Origin of the sequence: Phytopseudomonas dryadis (assembly GCF_004327355.1) — a bacterium.
GTDB classification, from domain to species: Bacteria; Pseudomonadota; Gammaproteobacteria; order Pseudomonadales; family Pseudomonadaceae; genus Aquipseudomonas; species Aquipseudomonas dryadis.
Genome location: NZ_QJUM01000019.1, coordinates 1 through 21,027 on the forward strand (window position 1 = coordinate 1; position 21,027 = coordinate 21,027).

The 21,027-nt window shown below is 63.9% G+C and carries 17 protein-coding genes and 1 pseudogene; 6 read left to right on the top strand and 12 right to left on the bottom strand.

All coding sequences use genetic code 11. The annotated features are described in order from the left end of the window. Positions 1 to 744: 744 nt before the first annotated feature. Positions 745 to 1,926, bottom strand: a complete 1,182-nt coding sequence (locus tag DNK34_RS16135; RefSeq protein WP_131175958.1) for a fumarylacetoacetate hydrolase family protein — start codon at positions 1,924 to 1,926, stop codon at positions 745 to 747. Positions 1,927 to 2,081: 155 nt separating this feature from the next. On the opposite strand from DNK34_RS16135, the gene DNK34_RS16140 reads away from it, so the two are divergent. The 5 genes from DNK34_RS16140 (at position 2,082) to DNK34_RS16160 (ending at position 7,506) form a co-directional block, all read left to right on the top strand. Next, entirely contained in the window at positions 2,082 to 3,035 is a 954-nt protein-coding gene (locus DNK34_RS16140) for a LysR family transcriptional regulator (protein WP_131175959.1), read from the top strand. 390 nt (positions 3,036 to 3,425) lie between these two features. Then, complete coding sequence (locus tag DNK34_RS16145; protein ID WP_131175960.1) at positions 3,426 to 4,415, top strand: tripartite tricarboxylate transporter substrate binding protein; 990 nt, start codon at positions 3,426 to 3,428, stop codon at positions 4,413 to 4,415. Positions 4,416 to 4,482: 67 nt separating this feature from the next. After that, the gene (locus DNK34_RS16150) at positions 4,483 to 4,932 is read left to right on the top strand and encodes a tripartite tricarboxylate transporter TctB family protein (protein ID WP_131175961.1); all 450 of its coding nucleotides are present in this window, start codon (positions 4,483 to 4,485) and stop codon (positions 4,930 to 4,932) included. A gap of 10 nt (positions 4,933 to 4,942) precedes the next feature. After that, positions 4,943 to 6,463 (top strand): tripartite tricarboxylate transporter permease, encoded by a 1,521-nt coding sequence (locus DNK34_RS16155; protein ID WP_131175962.1) that lies wholly within the window; start codon positions 4,943 to 4,945, stop codon positions 6,461 to 6,463. Continuing rightward, positions 6,460 to 7,506 (top strand): Ldh family oxidoreductase, encoded by a 1,047-nt coding sequence (locus DNK34_RS16160; protein WP_131175963.1) that lies wholly within the window; start codon positions 6,460 to 6,462, stop codon positions 7,504 to 7,506. The genes DNK34_RS16155 and DNK34_RS16160 overlap by 4 nt, the downstream gene beginning before the upstream one ends. Before the next feature lie 130 nt (positions 7,507 to 7,636). Here the strand turns inward: DNK34_RS16160 and DNK34_RS16165 are convergent, their stop codons facing one another. The 6 genes from DNK34_RS16165 to DNK34_RS16190 form a co-directional block, all read right to left on the bottom strand. After that, entirely contained in the window at positions 7,637 to 8,839 is a 1,203-nt protein-coding gene (locus DNK34_RS16165) for an alpha-hydroxy acid oxidase (RefSeq protein ID WP_131175964.1), read from the bottom strand. A gap of 67 nt (positions 8,840 to 8,906) precedes the next feature. Further along, positions 8,907 to 9,755, bottom strand: a complete 849-nt coding sequence (locus tag DNK34_RS16170; RefSeq protein WP_131175965.1) for a fumarylacetoacetate hydrolase family protein — start codon at positions 9,753 to 9,755, stop codon at positions 8,907 to 8,909. After that, positions 9,752 to 10,669, bottom strand: a complete 918-nt coding sequence (locus DNK34_RS16175; RefSeq protein WP_131175966.1) for an NAD(P)-dependent oxidoreductase — start codon at positions 10,667 to 10,669, stop codon at positions 9,752 to 9,754. The genes DNK34_RS16170 and DNK34_RS16175 overlap by 4 nt, the downstream gene beginning before the upstream one ends. Positions 10,670 to 10,866: 197 nt before the next feature. Next, the gene (locus DNK34_RS16180) at positions 10,867 to 11,889 is read right to left on the bottom strand and encodes a TRAP transporter substrate-binding protein (RefSeq protein ID WP_131175967.1); all 1,023 of its coding nucleotides are present in this window, start codon (positions 11,887 to 11,889) and stop codon (positions 10,867 to 10,869) included. 96 nt (positions 11,890 to 11,985) lie between these two features. Next, positions 11,986 to 13,263 carry a TRAP transporter large permease subunit gene (locus DNK34_RS16185; protein WP_207390865.1) on the bottom strand — a complete coding sequence of 426 codons (1,278 nt, stop codon included), beginning with the start codon at positions 13,261 to 13,263 and terminating at the stop codon, positions 11,986 to 11,988. 74 nt (positions 13,264 to 13,337) lie between these two features. Beyond that, positions 13,338 to 13,844, bottom strand: a complete 507-nt coding sequence (locus DNK34_RS16190) for a TRAP transporter small permease (protein ID WP_131175969.1) — start codon at positions 13,842 to 13,844, stop codon at positions 13,338 to 13,340. Positions 13,845 to 14,075: 231 nt separating this feature from the next. Here DNK34_RS16190 and DNK34_RS16195 point away from each other — a divergent pair, with 231 nt between their 5' ends. After that, positions 14,076 to 15,611, top strand: a complete 1,536-nt coding sequence (locus DNK34_RS16195; protein WP_131175970.1) for a UxaA family hydrolase — start codon at positions 14,076 to 14,078, stop codon at positions 15,609 to 15,611. Positions 15,612 to 15,852: 241 nt separating this feature from the next. On the opposite strand, the gene DNK34_RS16200 is transcribed toward DNK34_RS16195, so the two are convergent. The 5 genes and pseudogenes from DNK34_RS16200 to DNK34_RS16220 form a co-directional block, all read right to left on the bottom strand. Further along, positions 15,853 to 16,833: a GntR family transcriptional regulator gene (locus DNK34_RS16200; RefSeq protein ID WP_131175971.1), complete on the bottom strand. Its 981-nt coding sequence runs from the start codon at positions 16,831 to 16,833 to the stop codon at positions 15,853 to 15,855. 323 nt (positions 16,834 to 17,156) lie between these two features. Then, a complete protein-coding gene (locus DNK34_RS16205; protein WP_165493573.1) occupies positions 17,157 to 17,810 on the bottom strand; it encodes a methionine ABC transporter permease in 654 nt (217 codons plus the stop codon). After that, positions 17,794 to 18,834: pseudogene (locus tag DNK34_RS16210) on the bottom strand (methionine ABC transporter ATP-binding protein); the annotation flags it as partial. The gene DNK34_RS16205 and the pseudogene DNK34_RS16210, both read right to left, overlap by 17 nt. Before the next feature lie 59 nt (positions 18,835 to 18,893). Then, positions 18,894 to 19,688 (bottom strand): MetQ/NlpA family ABC transporter substrate-binding protein, encoded by a 795-nt coding sequence (locus tag DNK34_RS16215; protein ID WP_131175973.1) that lies wholly within the window; start codon positions 19,686 to 19,688, stop codon positions 18,894 to 18,896. A gap of 138 nt (positions 19,689 to 19,826) precedes the next feature. Then, complete coding sequence (locus DNK34_RS16220; RefSeq protein WP_131175974.1) at positions 19,827 to 21,026, bottom strand: SfnB family sulfur acquisition oxidoreductase; 1,200 nt, start codon at positions 21,024 to 21,026, stop codon at positions 19,827 to 19,829. Position 21,027: the final 1 nt, after the last annotated feature.

Below are 21,027 nucleotides of genomic sequence, written 5' to 3' on the forward strand. Positions count from 1 at the left end.
GTGCATAGCCGACGCGCTGTTCATCCACCATCAACCCAGCCAGCGGATGACCGCTGCCGGAACGATGAAGGGGCAGCCAGAGCGGTAGCCTGGCGTTGAGCGCAGCGATACCCAGGGCAGCTTCCCGGGTGTCGCTGCGCTCGACCCGGGCTACATTGGGGATCGGGTGCATAGCCGACGCGCTGTTCATCCACCATCAACCCAGCCAGCGGATGACCGCTGCCGGAACGATGAAGGGGCAGCCAGAGCGGTAGCCTGGCGTTGAGCGCAGCGATACCCAGGGCAGCTTCCCGGGTGTCGCTGCGCTCGACCCGGGCTACGTTGGGGATCGGGTGCATAGCCGACGCGCTGTTCATCCACCTCAACCTGGCCAGCGGATGACCGCCGCTGGAACGATGGAGGGGCAGACAGAGCGGTAGCCTGGCGTTGAGCGCAGCGATACCCAGGGCAGCTTCCCGGGTGTCGCTGCGCTCGACCCGGGCTACGTTGGGGATCGGGTGCATAGCCAACGCGCTGTTCATCCACCATCAACCCAGCCAGCGGATGACCGCTGCCGGAACGATGAAGGGGCAGCCAGAGCGGTAGCCTGGCGTTGAGCGCAGCGATACCCAGGGCAGGCTCCCGGGTGTCGCTGCGCTCGACCTGGGCTACTTTTCCGCCCTTGACCTCGAAGAAGAACTTTCCGCGCCATTCATCAGCGTCAGTGGCCTGATTCGGCCAACCGCCGCCGCGCGGACGGCCTGTTCAAAGCAAGCGGCGCGCCGCCAGGTTTCCGATAAGCGCCAACAAGCCGAACTGCCAGGCGGCCAGTTGATCGCTGTATTGCACACGGTTATGCAAACCGCCAAGCTGGCGGCAACTGATGCTGACATGATCGCCCAGTTTATGGGTAAAGCCGCTGCCCGGCTGGTCGCGATCTTCAGTGGGTGCGAACAGTGTCCCCAGATAAAGCAGGAATCCATCGGGGTACTGATGGTTGGCGTTCAACGTCTGGCCCACCAGATCCAGCGGGTCGCGACTGATCTGACTCATGCTGCTACGGCCGTTGAGCACGAAACCGTCCTCGCCCTCGACTCGCAGATCCACCTCGCAGTTGCGTACATCGTCGATACCAAAGCTGGCGTCGAACAGGCGAATGAACGGCCCGATGGCGCAGGAACCGTTGTTGTCCTTGGCCTTGCTCAGCAACAGCGCGCTGCGCCCTTCGAAATCGCGCAGGTTGACGTCGTTACCCAGCGTGGCCCCGATCACTCGACCCCGACTATTGACCACCAGCACCACCTCCGGCTCCGGATTATTCCAGGCTGACTTCGGGTGAATACCGATGTCCATACCGCTGCCCATGGCAGCCAGTACCGGGGCCTTGGTGAACACCTCGGCATCCGGGCCGATACCCACCTCGAGGTACTGCGACCACAGCCCTTTCTCCTGCAGCAGAACCTTCAGGCGCGCTGCATTCTCCGAACCCGGCACCAGGCTGCGCAGATTATCGCCAATCATTTCGCGCACCTGGCCACGGATCTCCTCGGCACGCTGCGGATCGCCGCCGGCGCGCTCCTCGATCACCCGCTCGACCATGCTCGAGGCGAAGGTCACCCCGGCCGCCTTGATCACCTGCAGGTCGGCTGGTGCCAACAGGCTCGGGCGTGTCTCATCGCGCTCGCTGCCACTATTGGCGAGCAACTCGGCCACACTGCAGACTCGCGGCATGCGGCTATCGTGTACATGCGCGTGAAGATTCTCCCGCTCGCACAGTCCGGCGAGTGTGGGAGACAGTGCGCTGAGGTCGAAAACGCCATGCTCATGCAACAGCACGGGGGCGGGCCCCGCGATCGCACCGGGGAGCCAGATCCGCCCGATCAGAGTACCGGTCAGACCATCTTCAGGCAGCGTGTTGTCGGGGGTCAGGATTACAGGACGGGCCATATACGAGCTCTTTTATTATGTGGGTGGGCGCATGGGTCAATGGAGGACAGGACTGATGCTGTGCGACCATAACCAAGCATTTGCATCGGTGACCAATGACGAATCGTCAACACTCGATACGCCTTGGTTATCACCACGAACCTCCTGGTAACCCCATGACAGCGAACCTGAGCAAGCTTCCCACGCTGCATAACTGGCTGCGCCTGCGCCATCTGCAACTGATCGAGACCCTCGCCGACACCACCAACATGCACGCCACCGCGCAACGGATGGGGCTCAGCCAGCCGGCCGTGAGCAAGATGTTGCGCGAGATCGAGCAGATGCTCGACTTCCTCCTGTTCGATCGCCAACCCCGCGAACTGGTGGCGACCGAACTCGGCCTGATCGTCATCGCCTACGCCAGGCGCACCCTGAACGACTGCCGACACTTCGCCCTGGAACTGGAAAGCCTGCGCCAGGGCGGCTATGGCCACCTGCGCATCGGCGCCATCGTTGCCGCGACCGCCCAGGTGGTGCCGAGCACCCTGCTGCAGCTGAAACAGCAACGTCCCCTGCTGACCATCGAACTGTTCGAACACACCAGCGACCAGTTGCTGCAGATGCTCCTGCACAAACAGCTGGATCTGGTCATCGGACGCTTTACCGAACCGCGCCAGCAGGAGCACTTCAGCTACCAGGAGGTCGCCAGCGAACCCTTCCTGCTGTGCGCCGACCCCACCCATCCGCTGGCCCGACAGACAGCCCCCAGTGCCAGGAACCTGGAGCAATGGCCCTGGGTGGTCTATCCACCCAACACCCCGCTGCGGCGGATGATCGAACAGGCCTTCGGCGATGCCGGTATCCACTTTCCCGGTAACCGGGTGGAAACGGTATCCGTACAGTCCACCCTGCACCTGTTGCGCCATAGCCAGGCCCTGGCCCTGCTGCCCGAGGCCATCGTCCTGCAGCAGGTCGCCCTGGGACAGTTGGTGCTGCTGCAACCTCCGCTGCAGACACCGTCGCTCGGCTACGGCCTGATCCGGCGCAAGGACGAGCCGCTGTCAGCCAATGCAACGCAGTTCTGCGAGGCTCTGCGCCAGGTGCTGGACAATCCTGCTGTCACACCATAGATCGACTGGCGGTCGAACGGTTTCTCGTAGGGTGGGTTAGCCGCCTGTTGCATATGTCGGGCAACTCGCGGTTTCCGGGGCGGCGTAACCCACCATGGGCGCAACACCTTCCACCGCCTGGTGGGTTACGCGGGGCGGCCATCCGCGACGCACCACGACAGCGGTACCTGTCAATCCGTGCCCGGCGTCGCTAACCCACCCTACCTACTGCGCCAGGTGCTGGCCCCGGAATAACCTCTCGTTATGGCGTGATTACCAAGCCTCATTAGACAACCCGGCTCGCCAGGCAATAGGGTGCCAACCATGTCCACCGCTCTGGCATGGGCTATCGCGACCGGGCACTCACTGCATCGGCGTGATCACTGACAATAATTTCAATAGGTGACCAGCATGCTTTCCTACCTGGCTGCGCGCGCTTCGCGGCATACCTGCAAATCCCTCCTGCTCTGCGCCCTGCTCGTCTCGCCCTTGGCCATGGCAGCCTATCCGGAAAAGCCCATCCAGTTGATCGTGCCCTGGGCCGCCGGAGGCGGCAGCGACGCCGCCGCCCGCGGGATCGCCGCGGCGCTGGAGAAGGAACTCGGTGTCACCATCAACGTGGTCAACCGTGCGGGTGGCAATGGGGTGGTCGGCCATAGCGTGATGGCCAGCGCCAGGCCGGATGGCTATACGCTGGGCTTCATCACTGGCGAATTGAACATGATGCACTGGCAGGGGTTGACCAAGCTGACCTACGAGAACTTCACCCCGATCGCCATGACCAACTATGACTATCCCGGCGTGCAGGTGGCGGCGAACGCCCCCTACGACAGCGTCAGCGACCTGCTGGAAACCATTCGCACCCAGCCCAAGGGCACCATCAAGGCCTCCGGTACCGGCCTGGGCGGCATCTGGCACGTGGCGTTCGCCGGGCTGTTGCTGGAGCAGGGCATCGAGCCGGACAAGATCACCTTCGTTCCCAGCCAGGGTGCAGCCCCGGCCATGGTCGAACTGGCCGCCGGCAGCATCCAGCTGGTGCCGACCTCGGTGCCCGAAGCCCGCTCGATGATCGATGCCGGCAGGGCCAAGGGCCTGGCGATCCTCTCGCCCGAGCGCAACCCGGCCTTCCCGGACATCCCGACCCTCAAGGAAAGCCTGGGCAGCGACTACTCGCTGGGTGAATGGCGCGGCATCGCCGGGCCGAAAAACCTGCCGCCGGAGATCGTCGCCACCCTCGAAGCGGCCCTGGAGAAGGCCTACAACTCCGAGCTGTACCAGGACTACATGCACAAGCTCGGCTTTGGCATCGAGTGGCGCAACGCCGCCGACTTCTCCACTTTCCTCGAAAAGAACAATACCTACATGGGCGGTATCATCGAAAAGATCGGCATGAAGAAGTAAGCCGTTCCTTTACAACGACGCCTTTCGGGGCGTCGTTCGTCTCCGTTCTGCGGTAAGAGAACTCCCCATGAAAGATCTAATCCTCGGTCTCGTTTTCATCGCCCTGGGCATCACCGTCTGGGTGCTGGCACAGGATTTCCCCGCCGTCCCCGGCATGCAGTACGGCGCCAACCTGTTCCCCAGCCTGATCGCCGCCGGCATGGTGATCGGCGGCGCCCTGCTGAGCGTCGCGACCCTGCGCAAGATGCGCCGGAACGCGTCCGCCAGCGGCGGCGGCTTCGTCCTGCCCCACCCCGGCCTGCTGGTGCCCTGCCTGATGGTGGTGGCCTACATCTACCTGAGCGAGGTGCTCGGCGCGGCCCTGACGATGCTGCTGATCATGCTGATACTGCTGCTCCAGGGCGGCGTGCGCTGGCTGCCATCGCTGCTGATCAGCGCCGTGTCCACCGCGGTGATCAGCCTCTCCTTCGGCCACATGCTCAAGGTTCCGCTTCCTAGCGGGCCCTTCGGCTTCTGAGGCACTGCCCATGAACGCACTACTCGACGGCATTCTGCTGGTGTTCAACTTCCAGACGCTGCTGGTGATTCTCGCCGCGGCGATCTTCGGCGTCTTCGTCGGCGCCATTCCCGGCCTTTCCGCGACCATGGCCGTGGCCCTGCTGGTACCGGTCACCTTCGCCATGGAACCGACCGCGGCCATCGCCGCGATCATCACCACCTCGGCCATGGCGATCTTCGCCGGCGATATTCCCGGCGCCTACCTGAACATTCCCGGCACGCCCGCCTCGGCCGCCTACGTCAGCGACTGCGCAGCGCTCGGCCGTCAGGGCCGCGCCCGCGAGTGCCTCGGCGTCAACCTCACCTGTTCGGTGATCGGCGGCCTGTTCGGCACTACGGTGCTGGTCATGGTGGCGCCGTCGCTGGCCGAATTCGCCCTCAACTTCAGTTCCTTCGAATACTTCTGGCTGGCGGTGCTGGGTCTGAGCAGCGCGGTGTTCATCTCCACCGGTTCGGCGCTCAAGGGCTTCCTCTCGCTGATGGTCGGCCTGCTGCTGTCCACCATCGGTCTGGACATGGTCACCGGCGCGCCACGCTTCACCTTCGACGTGCCGGATCTGATGGCCGGGATCAACTTCATCCCGGTGATGATCGGCTTCTTCGCCATGTACGAGGTGATGAAGCTCTATAGCAACCACGACAAGGACGACGCCGGAAAGACCATCCCCAAGCAGTACGGCAACGTCTTCGGCAAGGTGCCGATGCACCTCAAGCGCTACTGGAAGAGCGTGATCCGCGGCAGCGGCGTGGGCGGTTTCATCGGCATCCTGCCCGGCGCCGGCGCCGACATCGCCGCGTGGATCGCCTACGCCATCAGCAAGAAGCGCTCGAAGACCCCGGAGGCCTTCGGCACGGGCCACATCGAAGGCCTGGTCGACGCCGGCTCGGCGAACAACTCGGCGGTCGCCGGCTCCTGGGTGCCGGCGCTGGTGTTCGGCATTCCCGGCGATTCGATCACCGCCATCGTCATCGGCGTGCTGTACATGAAGGGCATGAACCCCGGCCCGACCATCTTCCTGGACAACAGCGCCATGGCCTACGGCCTGTTCACCGCCTTCTTCGTCGCCAATCTGGTGTTGCTGCCGATCGGCTACCTGGCCATCCGCAGCGCCCACGTATTCGCCGTGACGCCGCTGCGCGTGCTGATGCCGATCATCCTGTGCTTCTGCATCGTCGGCGCCTTCGCCATCAACAACAGCCTGACCGACGTGTGGATCATGCTGGTCTGCGGCATCGTCGCCTACCTGATCGCCACCGCCGACGTGCCCCTCGCTCCGGCCATCCTCGGCCTGGTGCTGGGCAACATCCTGGAAACCAACTTCATGACCTCGATGATCAAGGCCGACGGCAACCTGCTGGCCTTCGTCGAGCGGCCGATCAGCGCCTGCCTGGCCCTGTTCGTCCTGATCATCGCCCTGTTCCCGCTGCTGGCCAGGCTCTGGCGCAAGCGCGGTAACGCCCCTCTGGTGCCGAAGGAAGTCATAGAATGAGCCGTATCGCCCCCCAAGCGCTGGAGCGCTTCGTCGAACAACTGTTGCTCGACGCCAAGGTCAGCCCCGACGTAGCCACGGTGGTCAGCCGGGTGCTGGTCGAAGGTGATCTGCTCGGCCACCACACCCATGGCGTGAAACTGGCCCAGGGCTACCTCAAGGATCTGCGCGGCGGCCAGGCCAAGGGCAATGCCGAGAGCCTGAGGATCGTCCGCCAGACCCCGGCAGCGGTGCTCTACGACGCCGACTACCTGCTCGGCCCGTATTGCGTCGAACAGGCGCTGGACTTCACCGCCCGGGCCGCACGCACCTTCGGCATTGGCGTGGCGACCATTCGCCGCTCGCACCATATCGCTTGCCTGGCCGCCTACCTGCAGCGCTACACCGAGCAGGATCTGATTCCGCTGGTGCTGACCTCCGACCCGGCCGTGGCCTCGGTGGCGCCGCATGGCGGGCTCGATCCGGTGTACACGCCGAACCCGCTGGGCATCGGCATTCCAACCGGGGACAAGCCAATCCTTATCGACGTCAGCATGTCGACCATCACCAACGGCCTGGTCAACAAGACCCACCAGGCCGGCGGCCAACTGGAACATGCCGCGCTGATCGGCCAGGACGGCCAGCCGACCCGCGACACCGCTGCCTACTTCGGCACGCCGCCGGGCGCCATCCTGCCGCTGGGCAGCCTGGAGTTCGGCCACAAGGGCTTCGCCCTCGGCACCCTGGTCGAGGCGCTGACCGCCGGCCTCGGCGGCTTCGGGCGCAAGGACGGGGTCAGGCAATGGGGCGCGGCGGTGACCGTGCTGACCTTCGACCCGGCGTTCTTCGGTGGCGTCGACGAGCTCAAGGCGGAGATGGATCACTTCGTCGGCGCCTGCCTGGACAGCCGCCCGCGCGTGGTGCAAAACCCGGTGCGCATGCCGGGCCATGCCGGCATCGCGCGGCGGACGAAGGCCTTCGAACAGGGGCTGGAGCTGCCGGAGGATGTGCTGGCGGCGCTGCGTACAGCTGCCAGCGAGGCCGGGCACGACTATCCATTCTGAAACGCACGGCTAACCCCCGAGGGGCGGCATGACCGCCCCTTTTTCTTGCCTGGAAAAGGTGGGCTACAAGGTGGAAGAAAAAACTGCCTCGCACCTGCAGATTCGTGGGTGGGTGCGAGGCAGTGGGAAACTAGCGACGGCTGGCTTCGGCCAGGCCGCGCCAGACGGGATCGTGGATCAGCTCCGGCGTCAGATCCGCCAGCTCGCGGCAGCCCAGCAGGCCCAGGGAGCGATCCATCTCGCTGCGCAGGATGTCGATTGCGTGGCTGGCCCCCGGGCCTTTGCCCGCGGCCAGGCCATACAGGCCCGCCCGCCCGAGGAACACCCCATCGGCGCCTAACAGACGCGCCTTGAGAATGTCCGTGCCGCGGCGGAAACCACCATCGAGGAACACGCTGACGCGACCCTTGAGCTGCTGCACGATACCGGGCAGCACTTCCATGGCCGACACCGCACTGTCGAGCTGGCGACCGCCATGGTTGGACAGCACCACGCCATCGACGCCGTACTTGATCGCCTGGGGCGCATCGTCCGGATGCATCAGGCCCTTGACGATGAGTTTGCCGGGCCACAGGTCACGCAACCAGGCAATATCCTGCCAACTCAGGGTAGCGTCCAGTTCCTGGCCGATGGCACTGGCCGCACCTTTTACCGAGTCCTGCCCCGGCTTCAACAGATTGCCCAGGTTCTTGAAGCGTGGCACGCCATGGGGTACCAGCACATCCCAAATCCAGGCGGGATGGGCCGCGACGTCCAGCGCATTGCGCAGGTCGAGCTTCAGCGGCCGGCGGTAGTTGCGCCGATCCCACTCGCGATTACCGAGAATCGCACTGTCGGTGGTGACCACTATGGCCTCCAGTTCCAGCGCCTTGCAGCGTGCCACCAGATCGGCAACATGCTGGCGGGTGCGATACAGGTAGATCTGCATCCAGGTGCGCGCCCCGTCAATGGCAGCGATTTCTTCGATGGCGATGGTGGAGGCATTACTCAGCACAAAGGGAATTCCGGCACGGGCGGCCGCCTGGGCCAGGTGCCAATCACCACGATCGGTCAGCAGACCATTGAAGCCGGTCGGTCCGATCAGAAAAGGCATGCTCGAGGGACGCTCGAAAAAATGGCAACCCAGGTCACGCTGGCCGACATCGATCAGCGTGCGCGGTTGCAGGGTGATGCCCTCGAACACGCTGCGGTTACGCCTTAGCGTCACTTCATCGTCGGCGCCGCCCTCGACGTACTCGAAAGAAAAGTTCGGCAGCCGGCGGCGCGCCATCGCCCGCAGTTCATCAATGCTTTGGGCGCGTCGATAATCGCGGCCCGTATAGAAACGTCTCATAAATGCTCCAGGCTAATGCCAAAAGCGCGTCTCGAGACGCGCTTGTTCGGATGCCCTCTCGGCAGTATCAGCGCTGCCAGGCAACCACGTCCTGACACTGCTCACCGAGACCGCTGATGCTCAGGCGCATGCGATCGCCGGCCTTGAGGAACTGCGGCGGCTTCATCCCGGCGCCGACGCCGGGCGGGGTACCGGTGCAGATCACGTCGCCTGGATTGAGGGTCATGAACTGGCTGATGTAGCTGACGATCTCATCGATGGAGAAGATCATGGTGCGGGTGTTGCCCTGCTGGCGAGTTTCACCGTTCACACTCAGGTGCAGGTCCAGGTCGCGCAGGTCGGCGATCTCGTCGGCCGTCACCAGCCACGGACCGATGGGGGCGAAGGTGTCGCAGCCCTTGCCCTTGTCCCAGGAGCCGCCGCGCTCGTGCTGGTAGGCACGCTCGGAGACGTCGTTGACGATGCAGTAGCCGGCCACATGATCCAGCGCCTGCTCGCGCTCGACGTACTGCGCCCTGCGCCCGATGACGATGCCCAGCTCCACTTCCCAGTCGGTCTTCTGTGCGCCGCGCGGGATGATCACCGTATCGTTCGGCCCGCAGATGGCGCTGGTGGCCTTCATGAACAGCACCGGCTCGCTGGGCACCGGCAGGTTGGACTCCCTGGCGTGGTCGGCGTAGTTCAGGCCAACGCAGACCAGCTTGCCGATATTGGCGATGGGCGTACCGATACGCACGCCGTCCTCGACCCGGAGCAGGCTGGCGTGATCCAGCGCTCGTAACTCATCCAGCACCTGTGGGTCGAGCGTGCGCGGGCTGATATCCAGCACATGCGCAGACAGATCGCGCAAGCTGCCATCAGCGGCAACGACTGCCGGTTTTTCCTGACCGGGCTGGCCATAACGCAACAGCTTCATGCCTTGCTCTCCTCATGGGCACGCACGCGTACGCCGTTGATCTCGCCCAGCACGTCGAACAGGTGCGGTACGTACTTGTCGCCATGGCCGAGCGCCTTGGCCAGCATGAAGGTCTGGTATACCGCATCGGCTACCGGCCCGGTGGCGGGAGTGGAACGCGCCAGATCGGTGTAATAGCGCATGTCCTTCTCGCAGTTGGCCAGGGCGAACTTCTGGCCGCTGTCATCGCCCTCGAGGACGAAGGGGATGATGCGCTCGAAGGTGCGGCTGTAGCCGCCGCTGAGCCGGCAGATGTCGGCGAAGGCGCGCAACTCCAGGCCGTTCTTCGCCGCGGCGCAGAAGGCTTCGGCAAGAATCGCGGCGTTGCCCTGGGCGATGAAGTTGTGAATCACCTTGGCCTTGTGACCACTGCCGACCGCGCCGAGGTGATGCAGGGTTTCACAGAATGTCTGGAGAACCGGTCGGGCTTGCTCGACATCGGCGTCGGCGCCCCCGGCGAGGCCATTGAGTCGGCCCTCGGCGGCCTCCTTGGGCGTGCGATTGACCGGCGCGTCCATGTAACGGCCACCGGCCTCGCGCACCAGGGCGGCGATCTCGGGGGTTTGCGCCGGGTCGCCAGTGCTGCAATCGACCACCAGTTGCCCAGGCTGCAAGCCAGCCAGCAGGCCGCGCGGGCCTTGCAACACGGCACGCACCTCACGGCTGCCGGGCAGGCACAGCAGCACCAGGTCGCTGCAACGGGCCATGGCGCTGGCGTCCTCGACCTCCACCGCGCCCCGGGCGACCAGGGCTTCAAGCGGCGCACGGTTGCGGTGAGCCATGATAGTGAGGGCAAAACCCTTGTTCAGCAGATTGCTGGTCATGCCCTGGCCCATCAGGCCCAGGCCGATAAAACCTACGGTAGTTTGCGTCATGAGCATGGGTTCCAAATGCCCCGGCCAGACCGGGGCAAGCTGCGGTATGTGCCTCAGAGCCTATTTACGATCTCGCGAGCTAGAGATAAACGGTGGCGAAAATGGCCGAGGAAGCGGAGTTTACGAGTGGTAAATGAGCATTCCGAGGCCATTTTCAACGCCGTTTAGCCGACGCGCAGCAGATCGTAGACAGGTTCTTAGTTCTTGCTGCGGATGTCGGCCAGGGTCTTGTTCAGCTCAGCCACGAGCTCAGCGCCGAACACCTCGGTGTACTTCTCGATGGTCGGCTTGAGGTGTTCGCGCATGCGCTCGATCTCGGCAGGCGACACTTCATTGACCGTCATGTTGTCCAGCGTGGACAGGTAGGCCAGGGCCTTGCTGCTCGACTCGCGGGACACCTGGCGCTCGTAGATTCCGGCTTCGCGAGCGGCCTCGGAGACGATGGTGCGCTCACGCTCGTTGAGACGATCCCAGACCTTCTTGCTGAAGATCACCGCCAACGGATCATAGAAGTGGCCAGTCAGCGACAGGTACTTCTGCACTTCATAGAACTTCGACGCCTCGATCGAGGCCAGGGGGTTCTCCTGACCGTCGACCGTGTGGGTTTCCAGCGCGGTGTAGATTTCAGTGAAGGACATCGGCACCGCGTTGGCGCCCAGACGGTTGAAGCTCTCCACCGCCGAAGGAATCTGCATGATGCGCAGCTTGAGACCGGCCAGGTCTTCCAGCTTGGTAATCGGGCGTTTGCTGTTGGTCACGTGGCGAAAACCATGATCCCAGTAATCCAGGCCGATCAGTCCATTGTTGGGCAGGGTATCCAGCAGACCCTGGCCCAGCGGGCCGTCGAGTACCGCGTCGACTTCTTCGAAGTTGTTGAAGGTAAAGGGCAGGCCGAATACGCCGAAGCCCTTGTTGATACCGGTCAGCAGGCCGGGTGTGACCATGGCCATGTCGACGGTGCCGCCCTGAATCGACGAGATCACCTGGGCATCGCCGCCCAGAGTGCCGCTGGCGAACACCATGACCTTCATCTTGCCGTCGCTTTTCTGCTTGACCAGCTCGGCGAACTTCTGCGCACCCAGGCCATGGGGATGATCCTTGGCCTGCACGAACGCCACCTTGAAGGTACGCTTGTTGATCTCTTCCTCAGCCTGCACGAAACCGCTGAGCAGAGTGCTGGCACAGAACACTGCACCGATCAATTTTGGAATTGTTTTCATGATCTACCTCTTGTCGAAAAGCGCTCTAGCAGAGCATTGAGTGGGCCGTGCAACGACCCATACGGGAGTCGCCCGCCAAGCGGGCGACCTGACGGTTCAGAACATCCAGCGCATCGGCACCGTGATCAGCTCGGGGATCAGGGTAATCAGCGCCAGCACCACCAACTCGGCCAGCAGGAACGGCAGGCAGCCGCGCACGGTATCGAGCAGATCCAGCTTGGTCACCCCGGACACCACGTTGAGCACCAGGCCCACCGGTGGTGTGATCAGGCTGACGGCGCAGGTGACGACGAACACCACACCGAAATAGATAGGGTCGATACCGGCGGCCACGGCCACCGGCAGCATCACCGGCGCGAGGATCAGGATCACCGGCGACATGTCCATGGCAGTACCTACCGCGAGCACGATCAGCACCATGATCACCATCAGCAGGCGCGGGCTGTCCATCAGCGGCTCGAGCAGGTTGATCACTTCGCTCGGCAGATCGGTCACGGTGATCACCCAGGCCGCGACCATCGCCGCTGCCACCAGGAACATCACCATGGAGGTGGTGCGCACCGAGGCCAGCAGCACTCGGGCCAGGTCGGCGAAGCTCATTTCGCGGTACACCAGCACCGACACCAGAAAGGCATACACCGCTGCCACTACGCCGGCTTCGGTCGGGGTAAAGATGCCGAACTTGAGCCCCACCAGAATGATCACCGGCAGCATCAGCGCCCAGACGCCTTCACCGAAGGCTTTGAGGCGTTCGGCGCGAGTGGCCTTGGCCTTGATCTCCACCTGCTCGCGACGGGATATGAAGTACCAGGCCACACAGAGCGATACGCCCATCATCAATCCGGGAATGATCCCCGCAAGAAACAGCTTGGTGATCGAGATATTGCCGGCCACACCGAACAGGATCAGACCGATGGAAGGTGGCAGCACCGGGGCGATGACCCCGGCCGAGGCGATCAGACCGACCGAGGTGGCCTTGTTGTGCCCGGCGCGAACCATCATGGGCACCAGCAAGGCGGCCAGGGCGGCCGCGTCGGCGGCGGCGGAGCCGGACAGGCTGGCCAGCAGTATGCCAGCCAGAATCGCCACGTAGCCGAGGCCGCCCTTGATATGACCCACACTGGTGATCGCCATATTGACGATGCGTTTGGACAGGCCGCCGGCGTTCATCAACTCGCCGGCCAGCATGAAGAAGGGAATCGCCATCAGGGGGAAGCTGTCGGAACCGTGAATCAGGTTCTGCGCAATGATTTGCGCATCGAACAGATCCAGGTAATACATCATGCTGACGCCACACAGAATCAGGGCATAGGCGATGGGCACACCGATAGCCATCGCGCCGATCAGGGTCAGCACGAACAGACCAATGATGATCATGAGATCACTCCGCTTGTTATTTTTCTAATCGCTAGGCACTACACCGGGCTGGCGCAGCGCGGACTCGGTAATCAGTGAGGCACGATGTTCGGGTCACTCGGTGGCTCGGGTAAGCCTTCACCGCGCAGCAGGCGGTACATCTCATAGAGATGGATCAGGCTGGCGCACAGGCCGAAGACCATACCGGCACCGTAGAACAGGCCCATGGACAGACCCGTGGCGGGTGAAGGGGTATGGATATTGATTTCCACCTGCTGCCAACTGCCCCAGAAGAACAGCATCGAGCACATCAGCATCAGCAGTTGCCCTACCCACAGACAGGCTCGCTGGGCGAACACCGGCATCTTGCGCAATGCGGTGTCGACGCGCATGTGCTGACGCTCGCGCAGCACGATGATGGCCCCGATGAACGTCAGCCAGACGAAGGCCCAGCGCGACAGTTCCTCGGAAACCGAGATCCCGGTATTGAAGCCATAGCGCAATATGACGTTGCCAAAGACCAGCACCAGCATCACCAGCAGGAAGAACACGGCCAGCACCTTGAGGCCGTTGAAATACCACTCCACCCACCTAGCCATGAACCACCTCCAGGCGAGAGGGGCCGACCAGCATTGGGGCTATTTCACGATGGGGGCACGTTGAACGCAGAGCCATGGCACTAACCATATGAGTACACCTTGATGTTGTTCTTATCAGGGGGGCATTACCGACCCTTCTGGGAGGCACGTTAGCACTTAAAAACATTGCATGCAATGTACATATTTGCGACCATCGCGGCACCTCAATCACAACAACAACGAGACCCTGTCATGCAGCTCATTACCAATACCCCGACCGTGGTCACCCTCAGCGAACTGGACTCGGTCTCCGTCGCACGCCGCGCCCTGGCCGGTGGCAGCCGAGTCGAAAGCCTCGACCTTGAGGTGCTTGAAGACATCCCCGCCGGACACAAGATCGCTCACCGCGCCATCGCCGCCGGCCAGCCCGTGCTCAAGTACGGCCAGGTCATCGGCATCGCCAGTCAGGACATCCCAGCCGGCACCCATGTACACACCCACAACGTGGTGATGCCGCAGAGCCACGCCAGCAACGACCTGCCGCCAGCCATCGAACGTACCCTGGTGCTGCCACCGGAGCAGCGCCGCCGCTTCATGGGCTATCGCCGTCCGGACGGCCGCGTCGGCACGCGCAACTACATCGGCGTCCTGTCCACGGTGAACTGCTCGGCCACGGTGTCGCGTGCGGTGGCCACGCACTTCAACGGCTCGGAGCTGCTCAAGCGCTACAACATCGATGGCGTGGTAGCGCTGACCCACGGCAGCGGCTGCGCGATAAACACCGAATCGGAAGGCTTCAAGTTTCTCGAACGCAGCATCTGGGGCTATGCCAGCAACCCCAATATCGCCGGCGCCCTGATCATCGGCCTGGGTTGCGAGACCAACCAGATCTCTTCACTGATGAAGCGCTACAACCTCAGCGAAGGGCCGAACTTCCGTGTCTTCAACATCCAGAACGTTGGTGGTACCCGTGCCAGCATCGAACGCGCCATCGAGCAGGTGACCGGCATGCTGGAAGCCATCGGTCGCCTGGAACGTACCTCGGAAAGCGTCGAGCACATCATGGTCGGCATGCAATGCGGCGGCTCGGATGGCTACTCGGGCATCACCGCCAACCCGGCACTCGGCTACGCTGCCGACCTGCTGGCGCACAATGGCGGCACCGCGATTCTCAGCGAAACCCCGGAGATCTATGGGGCCGAGCACCTGCTGATCGCCCGTGCCACCAGCCACGAGGTGGCGCAGAAACTGCTCGACCGGCTGACCTGGTGGGAAAACTACACCCGCATCAACGGCGCCGAGCTGAACAACAACCCGTCACCGGGCAACAAGGCCGGTGGGCTGACCACCATCCTCGAGAAATCCCTGGGTGCTGCGGCCAAGGGCGGCAGTAGCTCGCTCAACGGTGTGTACGAGTGGGGTGAACCGATCACCGAGCACGGCTTCGTGTTCATGGACAGCCCCGGCTATGACCCGGTGTCCGTCACTGGACAGGTGGCCTCCGGTGCCAATCTGATCTGCTTCACCACCGGGCGCGGTTCGGTGTCAGGTTTCAAGCCGGCACCCTGCGTCAAGCTGGCCACCAACACCGACATGTATCGGCGTCTGGAAGAGGATATGGACATCAATTGCGGCGGTATCATCGACGGCGAACTGAGCATCGCCGAGGCCGGGCAGAAGATCTTCGACATCCTCATCGAGATCGCCTCCGGCACGCCGTCGAAAAGCGAGCAGTACAACTATGGCGACAACGAGTTCGTCCCCTGGCAGGTAGGCGCGGTGACCTGACCGATGGCCGGTGGGAGGCGCTTCAGCGGCGAGCTTTTGACAATATCTCGTCGCGGCTGAAGCCCCCTCATCAAATATCAGGTAACCCATTGATTCATAGGATTCAAGAAATAAGGAAGAGTCTAGCCACGTAGGATGGGTGAAACCCATCAATTGCCGATGGGTTGGCACCCATCCTACGGCCTGTTTGCTGCGCGACAGCGCTGCGTCGAAGACGCGCAGACGACTCCCACGGCGCGCCCTACGCCTCGCTCCGCTCCAGGTAGGGCATTTCCTCGATGCGATTCTGCTCGCGGAAATACGCCAGGCGCTGCCTGACCTTGCGCTCGGCGATCACCAGGTGCTCCTCCATGCTCTGCGCCGCCAGCTCCGGGCGCCCGTCCCGCAGGTGCTCGAAGATGCTCAGGTGCTCGCGGAAGAAAGGCTCTTCGTCGGGGAAATAGCTCTTGTCGAGCAGGATGTGCTTGCCCGACAAGAGCAGGGAGTGGGTGCGCCGCAGGATCTGCAGCATCTGCCGGTTCGGACAGTGCCCCAGCGTTTCGATATGCAGGTCGCTTTCGAGGTCGTCGAACTGCCGGCTGTCCATGTCCGGGTAGATCGCCATGGCCTGGTGCAGGCGCCCGATGTAGCCCTCGAGCTGCTGCGGCCGCAGGAACTGCGCCGCGCGCACCAGCACGTAGGGCTCCAGGCGCCGGCGCACCTCATACAGTTCGCCGAGGCGTTCCTCGTCCCACTGCCCGAGCAGCCAGCGCGAGCGCTCGTCGCGCTCCACCAGCCCCATCAGCGACAGGTGGATCAGAACCTGGCTCGACACTGTGCGGCTGATCGAATAATGGCGTGACAGCTCCAGTTCATTGATGTGGTAGGAGCCGAACAACGACTGGTGCAGCAGGTCGCGCTCAATCTGGTTGTAGACCGCCTTCCAGGTCTCGGTCTTGCGCGGCGCCTGGGTATTTCCTTCGCTCAGTTTGAAATCGCTGGCTTCCAGCTTGCGCCTGAGCACCTTACCCGGCTCCGCCCCGACCAGATAACCGCGCCCGTCGAAGGTGCAGATCAGGCCTTTCTCATGCAGGTTGACGAGTGCCTGGCGTACCGGGGAACGGCTTACACCAAACAGCTCTGCCAGAGGCCCTTCCAACAGCAAAGTACCCTGTGTCAGTACACCCTTCTCGATGCTCGAGGAGATGACTTCGTACAACTGATTATTAAGGTGCTTTTTCATCTTGTTGTTTTCACTGCAAATGGTTTGTGAATACCCCTCTATTACGTTACCTGTTCAGGAGTATCGGCATGATGGTCGTTCGCCATTGTCACGCCCCATGACTTTGCATGCAATGTACCTTGCATAAGCTGCAAGCTTTAAGCGGCAAGCTTCAAGTTAAAAGCGGTTCAGGCGTGACACCTATGCTTTCGCTTGAAGCTTGAAGTCGGTGGACGATGCTTCACCTGCGCGGCCCGCCCCGTCCACCGCTCTGCGATCGCAATGGTGGACAAAAAGAGCGTTGTCCACCCTACGCCCGCTTGCAGCTTGTAGCTTTCTGCCCCCTACGCCCGCTTGTTCAGCCCCCTGGCCAGGCGGTCGCCAGCGAACTGGATCAGGCTGACCAGCACCACCAGGGCGACGATCACGGTGAGCATCACCTGGCTGTCGAAGCGCTGGTAGCCGTAGCGGTAGGCCAGGTCGCCAAGGCCGCCGGCACCGATGGCTCCGGCCATGGCCGAGGAGTTGATCATGGTCACCAGGGTGATGGTGAAACCGCCGACGATGCCCGGCAACGCCTCGGGCAACAGCACGTGCCAGACGATATGCCAGCGGCGGCAGCCCATGGCCTGGGCCGCTTCGATCAGGCCGTGGTCGACCTCGCGCAGGCTGACTTCGGCGATACGGGCGAAGAACGGCGTGGCGGCGATGGTCAGCGGCACCACCGCGGCCCATACTCCATAGCTGGTGCCGACGATCCAGCGGGTGAAGGGGATCAGCGCAACCATCAGGATCAGGAAGGGGATAGAGCGGAACAGATTGACGAAGCTGCCCAGCACCTGGTTCAGCCGCGGCGCTTCGAAGATCCCGCCCTTGCTGCTGGTGACCAGGAACACTGCCAGCGGAATGCCCGCCAGCAGGGCCAGCAACGACGACACGCCGACCATCAGCAGGGTGTCGAGAAACGCCTGCCACAGGCGCTCAAGCAGCAGCGACATAACCCAGTACCTCCACGTGATCCGCCAACTGGTGGGCGTTGTGCAACAGTGCTTCGCGGCTGTGCGGTGAAGCGCTCACCGCCAGCAGCAGGTAACCCAGGGCATGCCCCTGGATGCGTTCGATACCACCGTCGAGCAGTGCCAGGCGGCCGCCGAGTGCGCCGGCCACCGCGGTCAGATCCGGCTCGGGGTTGTTGCCGGAAAACTGCAGGCGCAGCACCAGCGCGTCTTCCGCTTGCCGCTGGTGTTCGCTGAGCCGCGCCTGCACGTCCGCCGGCAGCCCGTGGCGCAGGGGCGCCAGCAGCGTGCGGGTGACTGCGTGGCGGGGCGCGCCGAACACCCGCCAGACCTCACCCTGCTCGACCACTTCGCCCTGTTCGAGCACCACCACGCGGTCGCAGATATCGCGGATCACCGCCATCTCGTGGGTGATCAGCACGATGGTCAGACCCAGGCGCCGGTTGATCTCGCGCAGCAGGCCGAGGATCGCCTGGGTGGTCTCCGGGTCGAGGGCCGAGGTCGCCTCGTCGCACAGCAGGATCTGCGGATCGTGCACCAGGGCGCGGGCGATGCCCACGCGCTGCTTCTGCCCGCCGGACAGTTGCGCCGGATAGACGCCGTGCTTGTCCTGCAGGCCGACCAGTTCCAGCAGCTCGCGCACCTTGCGCTGGCGCTGTTCACGCGGCACGCCAGCGACCCGCAGCGGCAGCTCGACGTTCTGCCACACGGTCTTGGCCGACATCAGGTTGAAATGCTGGAAGATCATGCCGATGCGCCGGCGCAGCTGCACCAGGTGATCCTCGTCGAGCAGGCCGATGTCTTCGCCATCGATCAGCACCTGACCGCTGCTCGGCGTTTCCAGGCGGTTGATGGTGCGGATCAGCGAAGACTTGCCAGCGCCGCTGCGGCCGATGATGCCGAACACCTCGGCGCGGGTGATCGCCAGATCGATATCGCGCAGCGCCTGCACCGAGCCCTCGGCGCTGTCGTAGACCTTGTTCAGGCCGACGAAGCGCAGCTGCGCGTCGCTGTCCTGGCGGGCCTGGGCGACCTGCTGCAGATGGGGATCGAAACCGCTCATGCTCAGCTTTCCCAGCCCGGCTGGTAGAGCGTGCCGTGGGCCTGGTCGAGGGCGGCGCGCACGGCCGGCGAGTGCTGGTAGATATCGACGAACTTGCGCAGGCGCTCATCGTCCTTGCTGGCCGGCTGGATGACGAACTGGATGATGTATTCGGGGTTGTCCACGCCATCGAACAGCAGAGCCGACTCGGGATCGTGAGTGCCGGCCAGGCGGATGTAGTGCGGGTAGCCCTGGGCCAGGTCGACTTCATCCAGGGCGCGTACCAGTTGCACGGCTTCCAGCTCGATGATGCGGATGTTCTTCGGATTGCTGGTCACGTCTTCGAGGGTGGCGCGATAGCCGACGTCGGGCTTGAGGGTGATCAGCCCGGCCCGCTGTAGAAGTTGCAGGCCGCGCCCGCCATTGATCGGGTCGTTGGCGATGGCCACCGTGGCGCCTTCGGGCAGGCTGGCGAAATCGCCGTGCTTCTTCGAGTACAGGCCGAGTTTGTTGATGATCCCCGGCGCATAGGGCACCAGGTCGTAGCCGCCGTCCTTTTTGGCGTTCTCGAGGAAGGGTATGTGCTGGAAGTAGTTCACGTCGATGTCGCCGTTGGCCAGGCTGACGTTGGGCGCGATCCAGTCGCTGAACTCGATCAGTTCCACCTCCAGGCCCTGCTTCCTGGCTTCGGCCACCGCCACTTCCAGCGGTGGAGCGAAGGCGGCGGTGGTGCCCAGCTTGAGCGGTGGCGCCGCCGCGGCCAGACCGGAAACGCCCAGCAGGGCACCCAGGGCGAGGGTTTTCAGTAATGTCGACATGCGCTTCATCCTTGTTCGGTCATAGGGAGTGGGGTGAGTCGGTAGCGCCAAGCGACCGGCGCCGCAGCCCCTGGCCGAACAGCTCGTGGCGCAGGCTGCCCTCGGCCGCCGTGGCGTTGAGCAGCATCTGCCCGGCCATCAGAGGGTGCCCCGGCGCGGTGGCAGGGCATCGTTGAGGTAGTAGTTGCCCACCGCGTGGTACTTCCAGCGCACCGGATCGTGCAGGGTGTGGGTGCGCGCGTTGCGCCAGTGCCGGTCCAGGTTGTGTTCGGCCAGGGTGGCGCGGCTGCCGGCCAGCTCGAACAGCTTGCTGGCGATGTTCAGCGAGGCTTCGGTGCTGATCGCCCGCGCCTCGGCCACGGCGATCGAGGCGGCCGCCACGCTGGCGGCATCGGGCGCGGCCTGGGCCTGGTCGAGGATTTCGCCGGCGCGTTCGAGCAAGGCTTCGGCCGCATGCAGCTGGATGGCCAGCCGGCCGACGGCCTTGAGGGTCAGCGGATCGTCGCTGGCCTTGTCCACCCCCGAATCGATCCACGGACGCGAGCTGCTGCGCACGAAACTCAGGGTATCTTCATAGGCGGCCCGGGCGATGCCGACATCGATGGCGGCGTGCAGCAACTGGGCGAACGGCCCGAGCGTGGTCGGGCGCTCGAAGGCGCTCTGGAACGGCAGCACATCCTCGGCCGCCACCGGCACCTGCCGCAACAGCACCGAACCGCTGCCGGTGGTGCGCTGGCCGAAGCCGCTCCAGTCATCGATGATCTCCAGCCCCGGGGCGTGACGCGGGACGAAGGCCAGGTAGCCCACGCCCTGCTCGTCCACCGCCAGGGTGGGGATGCGCTGGGCGTACAGCGCGCCCGTGGCGTAGAACTTGCGCCCGTCGATGCGGTAGTTGTCGCCATCGGGCAGCAGCCGGGTGGCGCGATCGTGGGCGGTCCTGGTGCCCAGTTCCGCCAGGGCATTGCCGAAGCGCTGTCCCTGCAGCACCTCGCCGTACAGGCGGCGCTGCTGCTCGGCCGTGCCATTGATGCGCAGCGCCTCCAGGGCATAGAAATGGTTCTGCGGAATCTGCCCCAGGGAGCTGTCGGCCTGGGAGATCCGGGCGATCACCCTGGCCAGGGTGACGCTGGACACGCCGGCACCGCCGAACGCCCTGGGCACGCTGATGGCCCACAGCCCGGAGCGGCTGAACCGCTCCAGTTCGGCATGCGGCAACAGGCGCTCACGGTCGCGCTGGGCGGCGCCAGCGCGCAGCACCTCGGCCAGGGCCTCGGCGACCTGCAGCGCTTCGGCATCGCTGCCGATCAGCGCCGGCGCGGGATTCAAGGGTGCGTTCATG